Annotated in this window: 22 protein-coding genes and 1 pseudogene; 22 read left to right on the forward strand and 1 reads right to left on the reverse strand. The window is 55.2% G+C overall.

Translation table 11 applies throughout. The features are described from left to right. Positions 1-7 precede the first annotated feature (7 nt). The 21 genes from WMO23_RS03630 to sufU all read left to right on the forward strand — a co-directional run bounded on the left by WMO23_RS03630 (position 8) and on the right by sufU (position 21,851). Positions 8-1,351 (forward strand): L-aspartate oxidase, encoded by a 1,344-nt coding sequence (locus WMO23_RS03630; protein ID WP_349173271.1) that lies wholly within the window; start codon positions 8-10, stop codon positions 1,349-1,351. Next, a complete protein-coding gene (nadC, locus tag WMO23_RS03635; RefSeq protein ID WP_292262454.1) occupies positions 1,320-2,171 on the forward strand; it encodes a carboxylating nicotinate-nucleotide diphosphorylase in 852 nt (283 codons plus the stop codon). Before WMO23_RS03630 ends, nadC begins: the two co-directional genes overlap by 32 nt. 233 nt (positions 2,172-2,404) lie before the next feature. Beyond that, entirely contained in the window at positions 2,405-2,557 is a 153-nt protein-coding gene (locus WMO23_RS03640) for a hypothetical protein (protein ID WP_349173272.1), read from the forward strand. Between the two features lie 88 nt (positions 2,558-2,645). Further along, positions 2,646-3,704 (forward strand): A/G-specific adenine glycosylase, encoded by a 1,059-nt coding sequence (gene mutY, locus WMO23_RS03645; protein WP_349173273.1) that lies wholly within the window; start codon positions 2,646-2,648, stop codon positions 3,702-3,704. A gap of 30 nt (positions 3,705-3,734) precedes the next feature. Continuing rightward, positions 3,735-4,946 (forward strand): metallophosphoesterase, encoded by a 1,212-nt coding sequence (locus tag WMO23_RS03650; protein ID WP_239639615.1) that lies wholly within the window; start codon positions 3,735-3,737, stop codon positions 4,944-4,946. A 16-nt stretch (positions 4,947-4,962) separates the two neighbouring features. After that, positions 4,963-5,964 (forward strand): nucleoid-associated protein, encoded by a 1,002-nt coding sequence (locus WMO23_RS03655; RefSeq protein WP_020310479.1) that lies wholly within the window; start codon positions 4,963-4,965, stop codon positions 5,962-5,964. Positions 5,965-5,975: 11 nt separating this feature from the next. Then, positions 5,976-6,257 carry a hypothetical protein gene (locus tag WMO23_RS03660; RefSeq protein WP_020310478.1) on the forward strand — a complete coding sequence of 94 codons (282 nt, stop codon included), beginning with the start codon at positions 5,976-5,978 and terminating at the stop codon, positions 6,255-6,257. 11 nt (positions 6,258-6,268) lie between these two features. Then, positions 6,269-8,386 carry an excinuclease ABC subunit UvrB gene (uvrB, locus tag WMO23_RS03665; RefSeq protein WP_349173279.1) on the forward strand — a complete coding sequence of 706 codons (2,118 nt, stop codon included), beginning with the start codon at positions 6,269-6,271 and terminating at the stop codon, positions 8,384-8,386. 110 nt (positions 8,387-8,496) lie between these two features. After that, the gene (gene uvrA / locus WMO23_RS03670; protein WP_349173276.1) at positions 8,497-11,352 is read left to right on the forward strand and encodes an excinuclease ABC subunit UvrA; all 2,856 of its coding nucleotides are present in this window, start codon (positions 8,497-8,499) and stop codon (positions 11,350-11,352) included. Positions 11,353-11,355: 3 nt separating this feature from the next. After that, entirely contained in the window at positions 11,356-13,182 is a 1,827-nt protein-coding gene (gene uvrC / locus WMO23_RS03675; RefSeq protein ID WP_302491095.1) for an excinuclease ABC subunit UvrC, read from the forward strand. Between the two features lie 40 nt (positions 13,183-13,222). Beyond that, positions 13,223-13,873: an RsiV family protein gene (locus WMO23_RS03680; RefSeq protein ID WP_292281699.1), complete on the forward strand. Its 651-nt coding sequence runs from the start codon at positions 13,223-13,225 to the stop codon at positions 13,871-13,873. Positions 13,874-13,978: 105 nt separating this feature from the next. After that, on the forward strand, positions 13,979-14,140 hold the full coding sequence (locus tag WMO23_RS03685; RefSeq protein WP_014017078.1) for a rubredoxin: 162 nt from the start codon (positions 13,979-13,981) through the stop codon (positions 14,138-14,140). Between the two features lie 215 nt (positions 14,141-14,355). Beyond that, entirely contained in the window at positions 14,356-14,751 is a 396-nt protein-coding gene (locus WMO23_RS03690; RefSeq protein WP_020723926.1) for a hypothetical protein, read from the forward strand. 71 nt (positions 14,752-14,822) lie between these two features. After that, positions 14,823-14,963, forward strand: a complete 141-nt coding sequence (scfA, locus tag WMO23_RS03695; RefSeq protein WP_014017076.1) for a six-cysteine ranthipeptide SCIFF — start codon at positions 14,823-14,825, stop codon at positions 14,961-14,963. A gap of 69 nt (positions 14,964-15,032) precedes the next feature. Beyond that, positions 15,033-16,466 carry a thioether cross-link-forming SCIFF peptide maturase gene (scfB, locus tag WMO23_RS03700; RefSeq protein ID WP_020310472.1) on the forward strand — a complete coding sequence of 478 codons (1,434 nt, stop codon included), beginning with the start codon at positions 15,033-15,035 and terminating at the stop codon, positions 16,464-16,466. Continuing rightward, positions 16,459-16,665 carry a hypothetical protein gene (locus WMO23_RS03705; RefSeq protein WP_020310471.1) on the forward strand — a complete coding sequence of 69 codons (207 nt, stop codon included), beginning with the start codon at positions 16,459-16,461 and terminating at the stop codon, positions 16,663-16,665. The genes scfB and WMO23_RS03705 overlap by 8 nt, the downstream gene beginning before the upstream one ends. Positions 16,666-16,830: 165 nt before the next feature. Then, a complete protein-coding gene (gene sufC / locus WMO23_RS03710; RefSeq protein WP_292108376.1) occupies positions 16,831-17,568 on the forward strand; it encodes a Fe-S cluster assembly ATPase SufC in 738 nt (245 codons plus the stop codon). Between the two features lie 131 nt (positions 17,569-17,699). Next, positions 17,700-19,064 (forward strand): Fe-S cluster assembly protein SufB, encoded by a 1,365-nt coding sequence (gene sufB, locus WMO23_RS03715; protein WP_292261954.1) that lies wholly within the window; start codon positions 17,700-17,702, stop codon positions 19,062-19,064. 15 nt (positions 19,065-19,079) lie between these two features. Next, on the forward strand, positions 19,080-20,216 hold the full coding sequence (locus WMO23_RS03720; protein ID WP_292108377.1) for a SufB/SufD family protein: 1,137 nt from the start codon (positions 19,080-19,082) through the stop codon (positions 20,214-20,216). Next, positions 20,179-21,399, forward strand: coding sequence for an aminotransferase class V-fold PLP-dependent enzyme (locus WMO23_RS03725; protein ID WP_349173277.1), 1,221 nt, complete (start codon positions 20,179-20,181; stop codon positions 21,397-21,399). The genes WMO23_RS03720 and WMO23_RS03725 overlap by 38 nt, the downstream gene beginning before the upstream one ends. A 14-nt stretch (positions 21,400-21,413) precedes the next feature. After that, a complete protein-coding gene (gene sufU, locus WMO23_RS03730) occupies positions 21,414-21,851 on the forward strand; it encodes a Fe-S cluster assembly sulfur transfer protein SufU (RefSeq protein WP_020310466.1) in 438 nt (145 codons plus the stop codon). 280 nt (positions 21,852-22,131) lie between these two features. Here the strand turns inward: sufU and lgt are convergent, their stop codons facing one another. After that, positions 22,132-22,920 carry a prolipoprotein diacylglyceryl transferase gene (lgt, locus tag WMO23_RS03735; RefSeq protein ID WP_292105941.1) on the reverse strand — a complete coding sequence of 263 codons (789 nt, stop codon included), beginning with the start codon at positions 22,918-22,920 and terminating at the stop codon, positions 22,132-22,134. Between the two features lie 125 nt (positions 22,921-23,045). Here lgt and WMO23_RS03740 point away from each other — a divergent pair. Continuing rightward, positions 23,046-23,350 (forward strand): annotated as a pseudogene (locus WMO23_RS03740) (glycosyl hydrolase family 18 protein); the annotation flags it as partial.

Raw genomic sequence — 23,350 nt, forward strand, 5'->3', positions numbered from 1 at the left:
AATAGCAATGGAAACAGAAAAAACAGATATCGTCATCGCCGGTACCGGGGCCAGCGGCCTCTTTGCCGCCCTGCATCTGCCCCGGGATAAACGAGTCCTGATGATTACCAAAGATGAAGTAGAAAACAGCGATTCTTTTTTAGCCCAAGGGGGCATCTGCGTCCTTCACGACAAGGACGATTACGACAGTTTCATGGAAGATACACTCAAAGCCGGCCACTATGAAAACCGGCGTGAATCCGTCGATATCATGATCCGCTCGTCACGGCCGGTCATCAATGAACTCATCGGCTACGGCGTCGATTTTGCCCGCAAAGCCGACGGCTCTCTCGATTACACGCGGGAAGGCTGCCACTCGCGGGCTCGTATCCTCTTCCATGAAGATATTACGGGCAAGGAAATCACCAGCCATCTTTTAGCAGCTGTCCGCCAGCTGCCCAATGTGACCATCCGTGATTTTACGACCATGGTCGATATCGTCACCGACGGGAACCGCTGCCTGGGCATCATCGCCCGCGACAGCCAGGGCCGCTATCGGGCTATCCAGGCTGATGAAACGATTCTGGCCAGTGGCGGTGTCGGTGGCTTGTATGACCATTCGACGAATTTCCCTCATCTCACGGGCGATGCCCTGGCCATTGCCATGCGCCATGGCGTCGAACTGGAACATATCGACTACGTCCAGATCCACCCGACGTCGCTCTATTCCAAAAAGCCGGGCCGGAGCTTCCTCATTTCTGAATCGGTCCGTGGCGAAGGGGCCAAGCTGCGCGGCAAAGATGGCCAGCGTTTTGCCAATGAAGTCCTGCCCCGCGATTTGATGACGGCAGAAATCCGCAAGCAGATGAAGAAGGATGACCGCCCCTTCGTCTGGCTCGACATGACCGTCCTCGGCGAAGACGTCATCAAGCATCATTTCCCGCACATTTATGAACGCTGCCTGGAAGATGGCATCGATGCGACGAAAGACTGGGTCCCGGTCACGCCGGCCCAGCACTACTTCATGGGCGGCATCCACGTCGATAAGTACAGCCAGACGACGATGGATCATCTCTATGCCGTCGGCGAAACGAGCTGTAACGGCGTCCACGGCCGCAACCGCCTGGCCAGCAATTCTCTCCTGGAAAGCCTGGTCTTCGGCAAGCGCGCAGCTCAGCACATCGTAGAAACAGAAAAGCAGCCCCAGCAGGTAGTCAGTGCCGCCGATTTTGCCAAAGCATGTGCACCGTCAGAATCCTTCATCTGCAGCCATGAAGATACACTGGCTGAAGAGTACCGCTGCCACGTCTTAGGTGAAATGGAAAGGGAGCGTGAATGTGATGAACAGCGTAACCATGAAATTGCAGGCTGACCCCTTGATCCTGCAGGCCCTGCAGGAAGACATCACCGGTGAAGACGTGACGACCAATGCCATTTTGCCGGAAGACTGCCAGGGTGAAGCGGAACTCCTGTGCAAACAGGACGGTATCATCGCCGGCCTCGACGTCTTTGCCCGGCCCTTTACCCTGCTGGACGATAAGGTCTGGTTCGAGTTCTTCGTCAAAGATGGTGATGAAGTCCACAAGGGACAGAAACTGGCCAAAGTCGTCGGCAGTATGCGGGCCATCTTGTCGGCCGAACGGGTAGGACTGAACTATTTGCAGCGCATGAGCGGCATTGCGACCTATACCCATCAGGTCGTATCCCTGCTGGAAGGGACGGGGATGACCCTCGTCGATACGCGCAAGACGACGCCGAACATGCGGGTCTTTGAAAAATATGCCGTCACCGTCGGCGGCGGCAAGAACCATCGCTACAACTTATCAGACGGCGTCCTCCTCAAGGACAACCACATCAGTGCTGCCGGCGGCGTGGCCAAGGCTATTGCCATGGCCAAAGCCTATGCGCCTTTCGTCCGCAAGATCGAAGTCGAAACGGAAACGCTGGACATGGTCCGCGAAGCCGTCGAAGCCGGGGCGGACATCATCATGCTGGATAACATGAGCCACGACATGATGAAAGAAGCCGTAGCCATCATCGCCGGCCGGGCTGAAACGGAATGTTCCGGCAACGTGACCAAAGAAAATATCGCCGCCCTGGCCGATATCGGCGTCGATTACATTTCTAGCGGCGCCTTGACCCATTCCGCGCCCATCCTGGATTTATCCCTGAAACATTTGCATCGGATATAGGAGCTCGTAGGCGGCCCGCCTGGTACACGGCCAGCAGCTAGCGGTTAGCTGTTAGCTGTTAGGTGCTAGCCTACAAACTCTGCACTATAAACTATCTTGCTGAAATACATTAGTCCCTTGACAAGAGATAAAATAGCAGTATAATGAAGACAAAGAAAAGACAACGATGTCATGAATGATGTCGTTGTCTTTTCTGTTTTTAATCATATCGTATCTTGAGAGGGGGCCTCCTTATGTATGTATGGCGAATGGAAAGGATTATGGCAGCCAATTTCCGCCAATGGAAAATGTTGCAGCAGTATGAAAAGTATCAGAAAGGACGTAAAGCCGTGCAGCCTAAGAAAGAGGACCTGCATCTCCGCGACGGCATCCGTTCGGAAACGTGATGAAACTTGAGAGAACGCGTGTTTGACAAAAAGCCTCTTGATTTCTATACTAGTAGATAATAGTGTAGAAAGAAAGAGGCTTATTTATATGGATATAAAGAAAGAACATTGGAGCCCGTTGCTCCTCGACTGGTTTGCCGCCCATGGCCGGGATCTGCCCTGGCGCGACGAATCGCCGCGGGATCCGTATAAGGTCTGGGTGTCGGAAATCATGCTGCAGCAGACGAAAGTCGAAACCGTCCGTCCCTATTATGACGGCTGGATGGACCATTTCCCGACCATTCCCGCCCTGGCGGCGGCTTCCCAGGATGAAGTCCTGCGGCAGTGGCAGGGCTTGGGGTATTACTCGCGGGCCCGCAACCTCCATGAAGCGGTCCAGGAAGTACAGGTCAAATACGGCGGCCATGTGCCGGAAAATAAAAAAGACGTACAGTCACTGAAAGGCGTTGGCGATTACACAGCCGGCGCCATTTTAAGCCTGGCTTACGGTCAGAAGGAAGCCGCTGTCGACGGCAACGTCCTGCGCATCTTTGCCCGCCTTTACGATATTGAAGAGAATATCTTGTCGACGCCGGGCAAGAAGAAAATCACGGCTCTCGTAGAAGAACAGCTTCCCGACGAAGCGCCAGGGACCTTTAACGAAGCCCTCATGGACTTAGGGGCCATGGTCTGTATCCCCAAGCATCCCCGCTGTCCGGACTGTCCTTTGCAAGGGCTCTGCCTGGCTCACCGGGCTGGGAAAGAATGTGATCTGCCCATCCGGCTGGTCAAGAAGAAATCGCCTGTCGAAGAAATTACCGTCGTTGTCGTCCGCCATGGGGACCAGTGGCTCGTCCACCGCCGTCCGCCCAAGGGCCTCTTGGCGTCGATGTGGGAATTTCCCAATGCCCTGGGGAAGGGGAAAGAGGGCATCGCTGCAGTCCGTCAGCTCTTGGCGCAAAAAGGACTGACCCTGGCTGCCGATGACCAGCCTGTAGGCTCCCTGAAGAGCGTCTTTTCGCATAAGACCTGGCAGATGACGGTCTATGAAGGCTGCATCACCCAGGGGAAAATCGGAGAAGAGGAGGATTGGCAGTGGATCGACTGCAAGGACTACGCGTCCTTGCCCTGGGCCGGACCGCACGGCAAGATCACTGCCATGGTATAATTGATGAAAGGTCTTTTCTTTATTAACTTCATGGTCATTACATCCTGTATCTGCGTCGTCGCGGCGCTGTTATGGGATTATGTCGTCCGCACGGGTCATCGCTGGCTGCTGCTCCTGGGGACGTTGCTGCTGGCCGTCTTATCGGCAGCCGGTCTCTACCATTATGAAGACCTCTTTCCCGGCCTCATCGCGTCGGGCTGGGAAGGTCTCTATGACGGCAAGGCCATGGCCGGCCTGATCTGGCTGCTGGCCTGTCTCTTGGCCTTTCCCTGCCTGGTCGTCGTCGCCATAGCCCGCTTTTTCTGCCGGCCCCGGCGCCGCCGGAGAGGGCGTCGGCGTCAACGGCGCTCGTTGGGCGTGACGCGCCGGTCTTTCCTCAAAGGCCTGGCGGCGCTGATCCCCGTGGCGGCTTTCGCCACCAGCGGAGCGGGCAATCTCTTGGGCGAACGCGATTTGGATACGACCTACCATGTCTTGAAATACAAGAACCTGCCCGATTATCTCGACGGCTATAAAATCGGCCAGCTCTCTGACCTGCACATGGGGCTCTTTTTCAGTCCCCGGCGATTGCAGGAAGCCCTCGATGCCGTAGCGGCACAGGGCGTGAACCGCCTGGAAATCACAGGCGACCTCATCGATGAACTGGCCCTGCTGCCCAAGGCCCAGGCCATCCTCAAAGCCAATGCCAGCCGCTTCCCTGACGGCATCGACTTCTGCTATGGCAATCACGAGTATTACCGCAGTTTCGATGCGATTACAGCCATGCTCGATGACACGCCGGTCCGGGTACTGCGCAATTCCACCTTCCAGGCCAGCCGCGGCTGCGGCCAGGGCCTGAGGGGCTGCAATGGCCGCGACGGCCGGTCTTTTTATATCGCCGCCACTGATTACAGCTTTGCCAAGGGTGATGAAGCCTTTGCCAAAGAACGGGAACAGTATGTCCGGGAAACGCTGGCTAAGGTTCCGGAAGATGCCTTTGTCGTCATGCTGGCCCATCATTCGGCCTTTATCGACGAAGGCTTTGCCCATCACATCCCCCTGACTTTGTGCGGCCATACGCACGGCGCCCAGTTCGCGCCCATTGCGCCCTTGGTCACGGCCCTGGGCTTCAAGTACCTCCGCGGCATGTTCCAGAAAGGGGACTGCCGGGGCTATGTCAACCGCGGCACAGGCCACTGGCTGCCTTTCCGCGTCCTCTGTTCCCGCGAGGCCAGTGTCTTTGAATTACGAAAACAAGCGTAAAGGATGAATGCCCATTATGATGATCAATACAGCTGTACTCCATATTTTTGATTTCAATACCAACGTCTGCATTGTATCCCAGAAGGACCTCGATTTCAGCAGCGATGTCGTCTACGAATACGTCAGCAAGCGGCTGAACCGCATCATCGGCGATGCCGCCCAGAAGACGGGCGTCTTCTATGCGACCAGCGCCTTTCAGATGAAATTGCAGGCCCTCGTCGACGGGACCCTGACTTTCGACGATTTGGCGTCCCAGATCGCCCGCGAGCTCTACCAGCTCGTGTCCCATTGTGATGAACCGGAATCGACAGACCTCCTGGTCATCGACTTCCAGGATGACGACGATGTCCGCAACCTGGGCATCCTCATGCTGGACAACAAGACGGCCTATACCCATCAGATCCTCGACGACGAAGGGACGGTCTACAACAAGCTCATCAAACATTACGCCATCCTGCCCGGGACGGCGCAGAAAGCCGAGGCCTATGCCCTCATCCGCCTGAACGATTTTTCTATCCATTTCGTCGACAAGAAGCGGAAAATGGACGGTGAAGACGTCTACCTCCTGCCGGACAAGCTCCTGCAGTGCACGTCGGTCATTTCCAGCAAGGAAGCCGTGAAGGTCGTCAGCAAGATTGCCGAAAAAGTAGCGGAAGAACACGGCGCCAGCACGGTCGAAGCCTTATCCAAAGCCAAGACCTATCTGGTGGAAAATGCCGAAACGGCTGATTCCTTCTCGCCGCAGGACCTGGGCAGCGACGTCTTCGGCGATTCGCCGGTCCTGCAGCGGGAATTTGAAGAACAAGTCAAAGAAGCGAAACTGCCTGAAGCCGTAGCCATCGAAAAGGAATATGCCCAGAAGGCCGGCCGCAGCCATAAAATCAAGACCGATACGGGCATCGAGATCACTTTTCCGTCGGAATATATCGAAAATACCGACTTCATCCAATTCATCAACAACCCCGATGGGACCTTGTCCATTGAATTGAAGAATATCGGGAAAATCGTCAATAAATAAGGGGGATTATTATGTCACGCAAGAATCGGCGCAAAAAAGCCAGGAATACTGCAGCCGTTCCGGAAGGGACAGCCGCAACGGCACAGCCGAAAAAGAAGAAAGGACCCGCTCACGGTCTGGACCGGAGAACCTGGGTCTTGTACCTCGTCGGCTTTTCCGCCCTGGCCTGGTCCTATTTTATCTTATTCACCCGCAACTGGTCGGACGCAGGCTTTGCCTTCACCGTCCTGGTTACGGTTCTCTGGCCCTGGTCTTTGTATAAGAATTGGAAGAAAGGGCCGAAAAAGAGGTAACGCTTATGGATATGTCCCATTACAATAAAGATTACGATACATCCCACCCTTTCCACGTCGTCGCCCCTTATGAACCTATGGGCGACCAGCCCGAGGCCATCGCCTCTCTGGCAGACGGCATCCGTTCCGGCCAATGGGCCCAGGTCCTCGTCGGGGCTACCGGGACGGGCAAGACCTTCACTATGGCCAAGCTCATCGAAGCCGTCCAGAAACCGACCCTGGTCATTGCCCACAATAAGACCCTGGCTGCCCAGCTGTGCAGTGAATTCAAGTCATTCTTTCCCGATAACGAAGTCGGTTATTTCGTCAGTTATTACGACTTCTATCAGCCCGAAGCCTATATCGCCTCGACAGATACGTACATCGAGAAAGACGCGTCCATCAACGATGAAATCGATAAATTGCGCCACTCGGCGACGATGAGCCTCTTTGAACGGCGCGATGTCATCATCGTCGCTTCCGTTTCCTGTATCTACGGCTTAGGCGACCCGGAAGACTACAGTGAACTCGTCGTATCCCTGCGACTGGGGCAGGAAAAGCCGCAGGAAGAAATACTGCACAAGCTCGTCGATATCCAGTACAGCCGCAACGACATGAACCTCGAACGCGGGACCTTTCGCGTCCACGGCGATACAATCGAAGTCTTTCCGGCGGCCTTCGATAACTCCATCATCCGCATCGAAATGTTCGGCGATGAAATCGACAGGCTCACGGAAGTCGACGTCCTGACAGGCGAAGTCATTGCCGAGCGCAAGCACGTCGCCATTTATCCGGCCAGCCATTATGTCACGACCAGGGACAAGATGGAACGGGCCCTGGGGACGATCCGCCAGGAATTGGACGAACGGCTGAAAGTGCTGAAAGACGGCGGCCATTTGCTGGAAGCTCAGCGGCTGGAACAGCGCACGCGCTATGACATGGAAATGATGGAAGAAATGGGCTACTGCTCAGGCATCGAAAATTATTCGCGCCACCTGGCCGGCCGCAAGCCCGGTCAGGCGCCGTATACGCTCCTCGACTATTTCCCCGATGACTTCCTCATCCTCGTCGACGAATCGCATGTCACCCTGCCGCAGCTGCGGGCTATGTACGCCGGCGACCGGTCGCGCAAGGAAAACCTCATCGAATACGGCTTCCGCCTGCCGTCGGCTTTGGATAACAGGCCGTTGAAATTTGAGGAATTCGTCGAACGCATCAACCAGATTGTCTACGTCAGCGCTACGCCTGGCTCTTATGAAATGGAAGTCCAGACCAATCTGGCCCAGCAGATCATCAGGCCGACGGGCCTGTTGGATCCGAAAGTGGAAGTCCGTCCCATTGCCGGCCAGATGGATGACCTATTGGGTGAAATCCGCAAGCGCACGGAAAAGGACGAACGCGTCCTGGTGACGACGCTGACCAAGAAGATGGCTGAAGACCTGACGGATTACCTGAAGGAAATGGGCGTCCGCGTGCGCTATCTCCATTCGGATATCGCCACCATCGAACGGGCCGACATCATCCGCGACCTGCGGGCCGGCGTCTTCGACGTCCTGGTCGGCATCAACCTCCTGCGCGAAGGCCTGGATATGCCGGAAGTCTCGCTGGTAGCCATTCTCGATGCCGATAAAGAAGGCTTCCTGCGTTCAGAAACGTCGCTTATCCAGACCATGGGCCGGGCGGCGCGAAACGTCCATGGACAGGTCATCATGTATGCCGACAAGATTACCGACTCCATGGCCAAGGCTATGGAAGAAACGCAGCGGCGCCGGGAAATCCAGGATGCATATAATAAAAAACATCACATTACGCCGAAATCGGTCAAAAAAGACGTCGTCGACCTCATCGAACTGACGAAAGTCGCCGAAACGGAAGCGGCCTATGGCAGCCAGAAGGGAAGGAAAGGCGGCAAGATGACCCGTGAGGCCCTGAACAAAGTCATCAAGACCATGACTTTGCAGATGAAAGAGGCGTCGAAGAACCTGGAATTTGAAAAAGCCGCCGAACTGCGCGACCGCCTGGGCCAATTGCGCCAGCAGCTGGCCGATATGAGCCACGATGATACCCTGCCTAAAGACATGCAGGGCGAAGACATGCCCAAGCGCCGCTACCGCCGCAAGATAAAGCGGCCTGATGCGAAGAAGAAGTAAACGTAGTTCGTAGTTCGTGGGTCGTTCCTCGAAGCAGGTTTTAAATTTTAGCCCATCACGACGAACGATGAACGACAAACGATGAACGTTATGATAACGGGAGGCACGAAGTGCAAGATAAATATATTGTCATCAAAGGTGCACGTCAGCACAATTTAAAGAATATCGACGTCAAGATCCCCCGGGACAAGCTCGTCGTCTTTACGGGTCTGTCCGGCTCGGGCAAGTCGTCCCTGGCTTTTGATACGATTTATGCCGAAGGCCAGCGCCGCTATGTCGAATCGTTGTCGGCCTATGCCCGGCAGTTCCTGGGCCAGATGGATAAGCCCGACGTCGATTACATCGAAGGCTTGTCGCCGGCCATTTCCATCGACCAGAAGACGACGAGCCGCAATCCCCGGTCGACAGTAGGGACGGTCACGGAAATCTACGATTACCTGCGTCTGCTCTACGCCCGTGTCGGCGAGGCCTACTGCCCGAAATGCGGCAAGCCCATCCGTCAGCAGACCATCGAGCAGATGGCCGATGCCGTCATGGCCCTCGGCGAAGGCGAGAAGGTCATGGTCATGGCGCCTGTCGTCGACGGGCGAAAGGGGACTCATCAGAAGCTCCTGGCCCGGCTGGTCAAAGACGGCTATGTCCGCGTCCGCGTCGACGGCGAAGTTTATCTCTTGTCCGACGATATCCCCCTGGATAAAAATAAAAAGCACACTATCGACGTCATCATCGACCGCCTGGTCATCAAGAACAGTATCTTGACGCGCCTGACGGATTCCCTGGAAACGGCGGCTAAATTGGCCGATGGCATCGTCCATATTTTCCGCATGGCGACGAAAGAGGTCCTGACCTTCAGCCAGCACTTCGCCTGCCCGGACTGCCATGTCAGCCTGCCGGAAATCGAATCCCACCTCTTTTCCTTCAACAGCCCCTTCGGCGCCTGCCCGGCCTGCTCAGGCATTGGCAGCACCATGGAAGTCGACGCGCATCTGGTCCTGCCGGACCACAAGAAATCCTTTGCCGACGGCGCCGTAGCGGCCCTCAGCAGCAACCCCGATTCGTGGTTCATGCGCCAGCTCGGCGGCCTGCTGCGGCCTTACGGCTTTACCTTGGATAACTGCTACGATGACTTGCCGGAAGAATTGCAGGAAAAACTCATGAACGGCTCAGACGATACGTGCGTCTTTGAATACGAGAACCTGCGCGGCGAAGTGAAGCAGTTCGCCACGGCCTTTGAAGGCATCCTGCCCATGGTCCGCCGCCGCTACCGCGAAGCCTCGTCGGACATGATGCGCGACCAGTTCGGCCAGTTCATGACTGTCAAGCCCTGCTCGACGTGCCACGGTGCACGCCTGCGCCACGAAGCGCTGGCCATCAAGATCGGCGGCCTGAACATCGCCGAATTGACGGATTTGCCCGTCAGCGACATGATTCCCTTCTTCGATAACTTGAAATTGACGGAAAAACAGCAGCTCATTGGCAAGCAGATCTTCAAGGAAATCAAGGCCCGCCTGAACTTCTTGCAGACCGTCGGCCTGGACTACCTGACATTGTCGCGGACGGCGGGCACCCTGTCCGGCGGCGAAGCCCAGCGTATCCGCCTGGCCACCCAGATCGGGTCGGGCCTGGTCGGCGTCCTCTATATCCTGGACGAACCATCCATCGGCCTGCACCAGCGGGACAACGACAAGCTCCTGGAAGCCCTCAAGCGCCTGCGCGACCTGGGCAATACGCTCATTGTCGTCGAACACGATGAAGACACCATGCGTGCTGCCGATTATATCGTCGATATCGGACCGGAAGCAGGGGAACACGGCGGCACTATCGTCGCCCAAGGCACGGCCGATGACATCATGGCCTGCCCTCAGTCTTTGACGGGCCAGTATCTGAAGGGGACCAAGTATATCCCCGTTCCGCAAGAACGGCGCCAGGGGAATGGCACCTTTTTGGAAATCATCGGCGCAGCTGAGCACAATTTAAAACATATAAACGTCTCCATCCCCATCGGGACCCTGACCGTCGTCACCGGCGTGTCCGGCTCGGGCAAGTCGACGCTGGTCAATGAAATCCTCTACAAGGGTATGGCCGAAGCCGTCTACGGCACGCCGCACCGGCCGGGCAGGTTCAAGGCCCTGAAAGGCGTTGAATACATCGACAAGATCATCAACATCGACCAGTCGCCTATCGGCCGGACGCCGCGGTCCAATCCGGCGACGTATACGGGCGTCTTCGACTCCATCCGCCAGCTCTACAGCCAGACGGCAGAAGCCAAGGTCCGGGGCTACAAGGCCGGCCGCTTCAGCTTCAACATCAAAGGCGGCCGCTGCGAAGCCTGCAAAGGCGACGGCATCATCCGCATCGAAATGAACTTCCTGCCGGACGTCTACGTCCCCTGTGAAGTCTGCCACGGCGCCCGCTATAACCGGGAAACGCTGGAAGTCAAATACAAGGGCAAGAATATTTCCGACGTCCTCAACATGACCGTCGACGACGCCTGCCAGTTCTTTGAAAACATACCGCGCATCGTCAATAAGCTGAAGACGCTGCAGCAAGTCGGCCTGGGCTATATCCGCCTGGGCCAGCCGGCGACGACCCTGTCCGGCGGCGAAGCCCAGCGGGTCAAGCTGGCGACGGAATTGTCCAAGCGCAGTACCGGCCGGACCCTGTATATCCTCGACGAACCGACGACGGGCCTGCATACGGCGGATATCCACAAGCTCATGGACGTCTTGCAGATGCTCGTCGACGGCGGCGATACGGTCGTCGTCATCGAACACAACCTGGACGTCATCAAGACGGCAGACTACCTCATCGACCTCGGTCCCGAAGGCGGTGCCGGCGGCGGTACGGTCGTCGCCATGGGGACGCCCGAAGAAATCTGCCAGGTACCGGAATCCTATACGGGTCAGTTCCTCAAGCCCGTCCTGGAACGGACCAAGGCCCTCATGGCCGGCAAGAAGGGGGTATAAGCCATGGCCGTCAGCGAGGCCGTCCGGGAAAAAGTCCGCAACCTGCCGACCCAGCCCGGCGTCTATCTCTGGAAGGATGAAAAGGGCAAGATCATTTACGTCGGCAAAGCCGTCAACCTGCGCAACCGCGTGACCAGTTACGTCCGCCACGATGCCAACAGGGCGCCGAAAGTAGCGGCCATGGTCAGTCATGCCGCCGATTTGGAAACCATCGTCGTCGCCACGGAAATGGAAGCCCTCATCCTGGAAAATACGCTCATCAAGAAATACCATCCCCATTACAATATCATGCTCCGCGACGACAAGACCTATCCTTATATCAAGGTCACTGTCCAGGAAGATTATCCGCGCATCTTCATGACCCGCCGCGTCAGCCGCGACGGCGCCCGCTATTTCGGACCCTTTGCCGACTCGACGGCAGTCCACCGTGTCCTGAAACTCATGCAGCGGGCCTATCATATCCGCTCGTGCCGGACCATGCCGACAGACCGGCCGTGCCTGCAATATCACTTGCACCACTGTGATGCGCCGTGCGTCCACTATATTACCAAAGCCGACTACGGGGCCCGGGTCCGACAGGCCCTGAATATCCTCGAAGGCCGGGACAGCGGCATTTCCCGGTCGCTGCAGCAGAAGATGGAAGACGCTGCGGAAGCCATGGAATTCGAGAAGGCCGCCATGTACCGCGACCAGATCAAGGCCATTGCAGTCATCCAGGAACAGCAGAACATCGTCAATACGGCTGGCGGCGATATGGACGTCATCGGCCTGGCCCGCCAGGCTGGACAGACGTGCGTCCAGATTTATACGGTCCGCATGGGCAAGCTCATGGGACGGGAGACCTTTTCCCTGGACAACAGCAGCGATGACGACGTGCCGTCTCTGATGGAAGCCGTCGTCGACCAGTATTATAGCGACGGGACCTTCATCCCGTCAGAAATCGTCGTGCCGGCCCTGGAAGACCTGGACGGATGCGAACGCCGCCTGAGCCAGCAGAAGGGCAGGAAAGTGACCGTCGTCATTCCCCAGCGGGGGCCGAAGAAACAGCTCCTGGACATGGCTTCCGAAAATGCAGCCGGCCTGTTGGAACAGAAACGCCTGCAATGGCAGCACGACGTAGACAAGACGACCGGTGCCGTCGAAGGCCTGGCGCGCATCCTCAATCTGCCCTGCCTGCCGGAGCGCATGGAGTGCTTCGATATTTCCCATACCCAGGGGATAGAGACCGTGGCCTCGATGGTCGTCTTCGAGCACGGTCAGCCGGCTAAGAAAGAGTATCGCCGCTTCAAACTGAAGACCGTCCAGGGCAAGCCTGATGACTTTAAGTCCATGGCGGAAATCATGGAACGGCGCTATGGCGAAAAGGATTGGCCCGTGCCGGACCTGATCATCATCGACGGCGGCAAAGGCCAGCTCCATGCGGCCCTGCCGGTCATCCGCCAGGCTGGCTGCGAAGCGCCGGTCATCAGTCTGGCCAAGCGCATCGAAGAAGTCTTCGTCGAAGGCCGCAGCGATTCCATCATCCTCAGCCATCACACGCCGGAACTCCAGCTGCTGCAGGCCATCCGCGACGAAGCCCACCGCTTTGCCATTACCTATCACCGTCACCTGCGGGGCAAGCGCAGCCTCGTATCCATCCTGGACCACGTCGAAGGCATCGGGGCCAAGCGGCGCAAGGCCTTGTGGACGGCTTTCAAGACGCTGGCCGACATGAAGGCCGCTTCCATCGACGAACTGGCTGCCGTGCCGGGCATGAACCGCCAGGCTGCGGAAAATGTCTATTATTTCTTTCGCCTGGGGACGGATGAAAAGAGGAAATTGACCCAATAGATATGATATAATAGAAAGAAATGAAAGAGGAGGGATTATGATGATGAAAAAGAAAGTCCTCACCGTTTTATGCGGCGCCTGGCTCATGGGGGCCGCCGCCATGGCCGCTTCGCCGGCCGTCATCCAGGATGCGCCCAAAGCCGTGTATACCCATAGCGATGGCAGTGTCCTCAGTATCCAATACCCGTCCATCACGATGACGGAAAATGCCGGAGCTGCCCAGCTGATAGCCCAGTATTTTGCCGATGAACAGCAGCAGGCCAAGACCTTTTTCGACCAGCAGGGCAATAAAGGCGTCAAATTGACGGAAGAGAAGACCTACACCGTCACCTTGAACGACGGCAAATATTTGTCCTTCCTCGATGAAGGCTATCTCTATTTCGACAGGGCTGCCCATCCGACCAGCTGGAAGACCGGCGTCGTCTTCGATATGGTGACGGGCAAGCGCATCACCAACTGGCGTGACCTGGTTAAACCGGGCGATGAAAAGTATTTCACCCTCAAGAAAATCACCAATAAACTGACCCTGAGCGGCCACGTCCTGTCGACGTACTTCAACGGCCTGACAGAAGACCCGAAGAATTTCTATCTCGACAAGAGCCGCAATATCCACTTCGTCTTTGGCCAGTATGAGGTAGCACCGTATTCGTCGGGCATCATCGATATCAATATGGGCAGACAGGCAAAATAAGTCATAAAATAATCTTGCTTTTTTTAGGCCAGTATGATATTATAAGCGTGTCAAAATCATTAGTAAGAATTATTCGTTAATATGTTAATTCAGGAGGAAAAACACATGGATAAGTACGAATGCAGCATTTGCGGTTATATTTATGACGAAGCTGAAGGCGACGCAGACAACGGCGTAGCAGCAGGCACGAAATTCGCTGATCTCCCGGCAGATTGGGTATGTCCGACCTGCGGCGCTGATAAAGACGCTTTCGTAAAAATGGATTAATTAGTTTGTAGTATAGAGTTTGTAGTTTGTAGCAGATGGTTTCAAATTTTTAACCGGCTGCTAACCACTAGCCACTAGCTGCTAACCACTCAAAAAGGTCCTGTCGCTATGCGACGGGACCTTTTTATTGACAATATCCCGGAAGCACGATACAATGATTACTGTTAGACATAAATGTTCGTCATGTTTCACATGATTTTGCAGGGGGTGCTTCTGTGAATTTAAAATATGTCAAAGGCAGTTACATGGATGAAATCATGTACGAAGGCCGACCTGTCCTGTTTACCCTCGATGGCCTCGAAGAAGGTCATGAAGAGGAAGCACAGCAGTACGGTGAAAAAGTTTGGAACTGGGTTTTGGCGCACCGCTCCCGTGTCATCGCTCATGCGCCGCTGATTGCGAATTTCAAGAACAAGAAATGGCGCTCTGACGGCGAACCGGAAGTGACAGCCGAGGAAATCCGCAGTTATTTAAGTCGCATCACTTCGATTTATGCTACTTATAAGAAAGGCTTCGACGTATTCTTCGATACCAATGACGTATTCGATGAACGGTCCATCGTCATCAGCATGGGCAAGAATTTCTTCTTTGAAGGCTTCAAACTCTTGTAATCCTGTCATATTGTAGAATCACCGAGAATGTGGTAAAATAAGGAATAATCATTGATAGCGAGGTGAATATCATGGCAAAACACATCATTACAATCAACACAGAATCGATCCAGAAGACGGCACAGCACGCTGGCTGCAGCGAATGCCAGACGTCCTGCCAGTCCGCTTGCAAAACTTCTTGCACTGTTGGCAATCAGATCTGCACAAAATAAGTTACGTGAAGGAAAAGGGGCGTCGCTCACGCGGCACCCCCTTCTTTTTGTATGGAGGAAACATTATTCATGGCTGAAATTAAACCAATGATTCATAAATACTGTCAGAACGGGACGTACATGCTCCTCGACGTCAACAGCGGCATCATCAACGTCATCGACAAGATGACCTACGATGTCCTCGACGTCTATGACGGTACCAATAAAGACGCTGTCTATCAGGCCTTTGCCGGGACGTATGATAAAAAGGATTTGGACGAAACCCTGGGCGAACTGGATGAGCTCATCGAAAAGGAAATGCTCTTTGCACCGATGACGGAAAACTTCAAGGTCGTCGCCGAAGAAGAACCGGTCATCAAATCGCTCTGCCTGAACATTGCCCACGATTGCAACCTGCGCTGTCAATACTGCTTTGCCTCCCAGGGCGATTACGATACGCACAAGCGGGAACTCATGAGCTTCGACGTAGCCAAACACGCTGTCGACCTGCTCATCAAGAGCACCGAAGGCAAACGCCAGCACTGCGAAATCGACTTCTTCGGCGGCGAACCGCTGATGAACTTCGGCGTCGTCAAGCAGACCATCGAGTACATCCGGGAACAGGAAAAGATCCACGATAAAGTATTCAAGCTGTCCCTGACGACGAACGGCATGCTCCTCGACCCGGCCAAGGTCAAGTATTTGACGGATAATCACATCAGCCTCATCCTGAGCCTCGACGGTCGTCCGGAAGTACACGACCGCATGCGTCCCGATGCCGGCGGTCACGGCTCGTACAAGACCTGTGCCGACAATCAGGTCTATGCGGCGAAACACCGCAACGGTGAAGAATATTACGTCCGCGGGACGTATACAAAATACAATCTCGATTTCACCAAAGACGTAGAACACATGGCTGACCTCGGCTTTGAAGGCCTGTCCATGGAACCCGTCGTCGGCGACGACTTGTCCTATGCCATCACCGATGATGACTTGCCCCGCATTTATGAAGAATACGACCGCCTGGCCGATTTCTACCTGAAACGCATGGATGAAGGCCGGCCCTTCATTTATTACCACTTCATCATGGACCTCTATCGCGGTCCCTGCATCGCCAAGCGCCTGCGCGGCTGTGGTGCCGGCCATGAATACATGTGCGTCGTCCCCAACGGCGACATCTATCCCTGTCATCAGTTCGTCGGCCAGGACGACTATGTCATCGGCAACGTCTATGACGGCGTGACCAATACGGAACTGCCGCCGCTCTTCCGCGACATGCACGTCCTCAACAAGCCCATCTGCTGCGACTGCTGGGCCAAGTTCTTCTGCAGCGGCGGCTGCCATGCCAATAACATCAAGTACGGCGGCAACATCCAGACGCCGTATGAACTGAGCTGCAAGATCCAGAAGAAGCGCATCGAATGTGCCATGTACATTCAGGCCGTCCTGGCTATGCGCGGCCAGAAAGCCCGCCTCTTCGGGGACCCGGAAGAAAATTGTGAAGGATGCGGCGCCTGTGAATAAGCTGACCAAGCTCATGAAGCTCAAGGTCTTCTTATGGATCGTCGTCTATGCCTATTTACTCTATGCCATCGTCGTCGACGGCCCGTCGGCAGGTCTTCTAGGCCTGCTGGCGGCAGCTGTCGCCGTCTGTGTCATGCAGGTATGGATGCATAGCAAGGCCCGGGCCCGGTGGATGCATAATAAATTTGATAAAAAATAACCAGAAACGCTACTAAATAGGTTGACTTTGTGGCGTTTATAGAGTACATTAAGAACAGTCCAGTAAGTGTATCTAAATGGTGCACTTTATCAATACAAAAATTCGCGCTCTGTCCTGCTGTGCAGGGGAGAGGTGAAACGTATAACTTATGTAGGAGTGATACTGATGAGTGAATTATTAAGAGTAGAAGGCTTGCACATCGCTGTCGAAGGCAAAGAAATCCTCAAAGGCCTCGACCTGACGATCAACACAGGCGAAACACATGTCATCATGGGTTCCAACGGCGCCGGCAAATCGACGCTGTTCAATGCCATCATGGGCAACCCGAAATACGTCGTCACAGCCGGCAAGATCTTCTTTGAAGGCAAAGATATTACGGAAGCTCCCGTCAATGAACGCGCCAAAGCAGGTATCTTCATGGCCTTCCAGCAGCCTATCGCCGTCCAGGGCATTTCCGTTGAAAACTTCATCCGCAACGCCAAGAGCACCGTATCGGGTCAGCAGCAGCGCATCATGCCTTTCCGTAAGAAGCTCCACGCCCAGATGGAACAGCTGAAGATGGATAAGTCTTATGCTGAACGCTATGTCAATGACGGCTTCTCCGGCGGCGAACGGAAAAAGACGGAAATCCTCCAGATGTGCATGCTCGAACCGAAACTGACCATGCTCGACGAAATCGACTCGGGCCTCGACGTCGATGCCGTCCGCATCGTATCGGACACGGTATCCAAGTACCACAATGAAAACAATTCCATCCTGGTCATTACCCACCACAGTGAAATCTTGCAGCACTTGAAACCGGATTTCGTCCACATCCTCATCGACGGCAAGATCGTCAAGACCGGCGATGCATCGCTCATCCAGGCTATTGAAGCCAACGGCTACGACGCATACAAAGGATAGTAGGAGGTACAGCTATGGCTGATAATAAAGAAAAGCTGGTCGATCAGGAAAAAGAAAAACTGGTCGAACAGAAAGAAGAAAAAATCGCTGAAGAACGCCAGAAGATCGATACCTTCGCCGACTTCGGCAACATGTATAACTTTAAGAAAGATTTTACCTATTCCTATAAGACCGATGCCGGCCTGACGGAAGACATCGTCCGTGAAATTTCGGAAAAGAAACACGAACCGAAGTGGATGCTCGATTTCCGCCTCAAATCGCTGGATATCTTCAACCACATGGAATATCCCGACTGGGGCCCGGACATCAGCGAACTCGACATGGACAACATCGTCACTTATGTCCGCCCGAACGCTCAGATGAAAGCTGACTGGAACGACGTCCCCGATGACATCAAAGACACCTTCGACCGCCTGGGTATCCCGGAAGCCGAAAAGACGTCCCTCGCCGGCGTCGGTGCCCAGTACGACTCGGAAGTCGTCTACCACAGCATCCAGGACGAACTGGTCCAGCAGGGCGTCGTCTATACCGACTTCGATACGGCCCTGGAAAAATATGAAGACATCGTCAAGGCTCATTTCATGAAGCTCGTCCCGCCGACGGACCACAAGTTCGCCGCCCTGCACGGTGCTGTCTGGTCCGGTGGCTCCTTCGTCTACGTCCCGGCCGGTGTCGACGTCTCCATCCCGCTGCAGAGTTATTTCCGCCTCAATGCGCCGGGCGCAGGCCAGTTTGAACACACGATGATCATCGTCGAAAAGGGAGCGAAAGTCCACTTCATCGAAGGCTGTTCGGCTCCGAAATACAATGTCGCCAACCTCCACGCAGGCTGCGTCGAATTGTTCATCGGCGACGATGCATCCCTGACCTATTCGACCATCGAAAACTGGTCTAAGAACATGTACAACCTCAATACAAAGCGGGCCATCGTCGGCAAGAACGGCACCATCAACTGGGTCACGGGCTCCTTCGGTTCCCATACGTCGTGCCTCTACCCCATGAGTATTCTCCAGGGCGAAGGCGCACACTGCGAATTCACAGGCGTCACCTTTGCCGGCAAGGGCCAGTACCTCGATACGGGTTCGAAAGTCGTCCACAACGCACCGAACACGACGAGCAACATCAATTCTAAATCCATTAGCAAGAGCGGCGGCGTCTGCATCTATCGCGGCAGTGTCGTCATCAACCCGCCGGCTGACGGCGCCAAGGCCAACGTCAGCTGCGAATCGCTCATGCTCGACGAACAGTCGCAGTCCGATACGATCCCGGCTATCGTCGTCAAGAACGACAACATCGACCTCGGCCACGAAGCTTCTATCGGCCGTATTTCCGACGAAGCTATCTTCTACCTCATGAGCCGCGGCCTCAGCGAAGATGAAGCGCGGGCTATGCTCGTCCGGGGCTTCGTCGAACCGGTATCCAAGGCACTGCCTTTGGAATATGCCGTCGAAATGAATAACCTGATCAATCTCGAACTCAAAGGTTCGTTGAAATAGGGGAGGAGGAACATCATGGCAGTAAAGACAGAAAAAATCCAGTACAACCAACTCCCGCGCCCGACCTTCCGCTGGATGAAGGTCAATCACCTGGAATTGGACCCCTTGAAAGCCCAGGCTGCTCCGGCTTATACGCCGGAAGAACGCCACGACGGCGACGCAGCGGTGACCTTCTATGAAGGCAATCAGATGCCGGGCCTCGGCGATTTCCAGGGTTCCAATGCGGAAGAACTCCAAAAAGCACTGAACCAGGCCAATTCTGGCTGCGCCGTCAGCGTCGGCGAAAACCAGAAAGGGTCGGTCCATTTGAAATACAGCCTCAGCGAAGCGATGCCTCAGCTCACGGCTCAGCTCAAAATCGAAGCCGCTGCCCACAGCGATTTGACGGTCTACCTGGAATTTGACGGCAGTGCCGATGACGGCTCAGTCAACTTCCTCACTTACGTCAAGACCGGCGAAGGGGCTCACGTCAAAGTCAGCAAGGTCCAGCTCAACGGCGAAAACGTCCGCCACGTCGAACACCGCTACGGCGATGCCGGCAAAGAAAGTACGATCGACTACGTCAGTGCCGAACTGGGCGGCAAGGCAGCCATCGTCTATTACAAGACAGACCTCATGCACGATGAAAGCAATTTCAACAGCCAGGCCATGTACCTCGGCCATGACGACCAGGTCGTCGACTTCTCTTACTGGGTTCCCACACAGGGCGTCAAGACCAATACGGACATCTTGACGACAGGCGCCCTCCTCGATACGTCGAAGAAGTTCTTCCGCGGTACTATCGACTTCCTCCGCGGCGGCAAGAAAGCCGTCGGTTCCGAATCGGATACGTGCATCCTGCTCAGCCCGAAGGTCCATTCCATTTCCGTACCGCTCCTCCTCTGCAAAGAAGACGACGTCGTCGGGAACCATGCTTCCAGTGCCGGCCAGATCGATAAGGACAAGCTCTTCTACCTCATGAGCCGCGGCTTTAATGAAACCGGCGCCCAGCTAATCATCGTCGAATCGAATATCCGCCCGGTCATCGACGCCCTGGGTGATAAAGATTTAGAAAATAAAGCGCTCCAGGCTGTACGCGAAAAGATGCAGTTCTGCCGCAAGAAAGGTGATTGCCATGCTAAATGTACGCAAAGATTTCCCCATCTTGACTAAAGCCCATAATAGACATCAGATCGTTTACTTTGATAACGCTGCGACGACGCAGAAACCGTACCAGGTCATCCACGCCATCGTAGACCTCTTGGAACACCACAACGGCAATCCCCATCGCGGTGCCCACGTCCTCAGCATCGAAGCCGGTGAATTGTACGACGAAGCCCGCGAAGCAGTCCGCAAATTCATCAACGCCGCTTCGACGGAAGAAGTCATCTTCGTCCGCAATACGACGGAAGCGCTGAACCTCGTAGCTCGCAGCTATGCAGAACCGCGCCTGGAGAAAGGCGACAAGATCGTCATCCCCATTTCGGAACACCATTCCGACCTGGTCACGTGGCAGCGCGTCTGCCAGAAGACCGGCGCCGTACTCGATTATATGTACCTCGACGAAGAAGGCCACTTCACAGAAGAAGACCTGGCTAAAATCGACGACAAGACGAAAATCGTCGCCTTTGCCGCTGTCAGCAACGTCTTCGGCATGAAGCGCCCGGTCAAGGAAATCGTCGCCAAAGCCCATTCCGTCGGAGCCATCGCCATCGTCGACGGTGCTCAGTCGACACCGCACATGAAGACCGACGTCCAGGATATGGACTGCGACTTCTTCGCCTTCTCGGGCCACAAGATGTGCGGTTCTGCCAGCACGGGCGTCCTTTACGGCAAGAAAGCCATCCTGGAAGGCATGGAACCGTTCCTCCTCGGCGGCGACATGATCGAATATGTCAAGGAACAGTCGACGACCTTTAACGAACTGCCCTTCAAATTCGAAGCCGGTTCCCAGAACGTCGAAGGTGCCGTTGCTCTGCACGCTGCCATCGACTATTTGCAAGACCTGGGCATGGACAACATCGAAGCCCATGAAGAAGAACTGACCCGCCACTGCCTGGAAGGGATGAAGAAAATCCCTCATATCCACATCATCGGCAGTACCGACCCGGCTGAAAAAACCGGCGTCATTACCTTCACCATCGACGGCGTCCATCCCCATGACGCAGCGACCATTCTGGACAGCTTCGGCATCGCCATCCGTTCGGGCCACCACTGTGCACAGCCTTTAGGCGCTCACTTGGGCGTAGAAGCCTCGAACCGCGCCAGCTTCTATATCTACAATACCCTGGAAGAAGTCGACTACTTCCTGGAAAAACTGCCCCTCGTCCGCAAACAGATGGGCTTTAAAGATTAAGGAGATAGAAAGTCATGGAAAATATGAACGAATTGTATTCCGACATCATCTTGGAACACAATCAGTGTCAGGAAAATAAACATCCCCTGGAAGATGCCAACCTCAGCGAACACGGCCACAACCCGAGCTGCGGTGACGACATCACCCTCCAGGCCGACATCCAGGACGGCGTCATCAAAGACGCTGCCTATACGGGCCACGGCTGTGCCATCAGCCAGGCTTCAGCGGACATCATGATCGACCTCATCAAAGGCAAGACCGTCAAAGAAGCCCTGCGCCTGGTCGACCTCTTCCTGGATATGATCAAACGGGAAGTCACCGACGATGACCAGTTGGAAGAACTGGAAGACGCCATCGCCCTGAAGAATATCTCCAACATGCCGGCCCGCGTCAAATGCGCCGTCCTGGCATGGCATACCCTGAAAGATGCCCTGGAACGGGAAGAAAAGTAGCCGCTAGTAGTTAGCTGCTAGCGGCTCGTAGGGGACGCCCAGAGGGCGTCCCGCTTGTGGGAATCCCATAAATCAAAAGAGGCTGTTGCATTAAGCACATGTTTTTGCTTAATGCAACAGCCTCTTTTTCGTGTACAGAGATTCAGGCGGGCCGCCAGCCTCTGCTGTCCGTTCCAGCAACCGTCCTGCGCCTTCCGTGGGTCGGCCCCTGACGGGCTGGAAAGGCTTTTAGGACGGCCCATGCGGTGCTTGCGGCCTGCAGGCTGCGAGCCACGAACCACTAGCCACTGACTTTTTCATCCACGCTGCCTTTCCACTGGATGAGGATGAAGGCGATGAGGGCGATGGCGAAGGCGATGATGCTGGTCATCTGGGCCGATTTCAGGCCCAGCGTCAGGTTGACGTAGTCGCCACGGAGGAATTCCAGGAAGAAGCGTTCGACGGCGTAGAGCATGACGTACAGGCAAAATACCTGGCCCTTCTTGTGGGGGAAGCAGCTGTAGAGGAGCAGCGCGACGAAGACCAGGACGTCGATCTGACCTTCCCAGACTTCGGCCGGCCACAAGGGCTGATTGCCATACGTGTGATAGGCCAGGGTCGTGTCGGGATAGACGATGCCGAAGTCACCGCCTGTGGGATGGCCGAAGGCGTCGCCGTTCATGAGGTTGGCCATGCGCCCGATGGATTGGCCCAGGATGATGGACGGTGCCAGGAGGTCGGCAAAGGCCCAGGTGTCGATGTGATGGTACTTCGTGTACAGGATGCCGGCTACGGCGCCGAAGAGCAGGCCGCCCTGGATAGCCATGCCGCCCTGCCAGACGTAGGGGATTTCCGTCAGATGGTTGTGATAATAGGCCCAGTCGAAGAAGAAGACGTCCCATAGACGGCCGCCGACGATGCCCGACAGGCCGCAGTACATGGTGAAGTCAAAGATGTGGACGTGCCAGCCCCGGCCGTCGCGTTTCATGATATAGTAAGCCGTAATGCCGGCAGAAACGATACCCAGCATGAATAACAGCCCATAGGCCCGGATCGGGAAGGAACCGATAAAAAATAGATATTGATGCAATATAAAACACCCCTTTGTTGTGGTATAATGAAACAATGTGAACGGAACATGAAAAGGTTCACGGTTACCATAGAATTATACAGGATTGAGGACTTTTTTCCAATCCCCGTGAGGAGCAAATGACGATGAAATACAACCATGTTATGCGGACGTCCTGTCTGGCCGCCTTGATCTGTCTGTCCCTGAGTGCTGTTTCCTGGGCCAATGGGCCGGCTGCGGACAGCGCCAAGGCGTCGGACCCGGCCTTCAGTGTATCTACCGTAGCCAATCCTATCCCTGATGAAGCCATCAAAGACCTGGAAATCGTCGAAGACCAGGGGCGCTGGCTCGTCTCTGACAAGGCGCTGGAACAATACGGCATCCGTGAAGCCGACCACGCCAAGGGGACCTACTGGTTCCGCCTGCCGAAGGCCGCCGCTGACTGCTCGTC

It is taken from the genome of Megasphaera intestinihominis, assembly GCF_040096415.1.
GTDB lineage: Bacteria > Bacillota > Negativicutes > Veillonellales > Megasphaeraceae > Megasphaera > Megasphaera intestinihominis.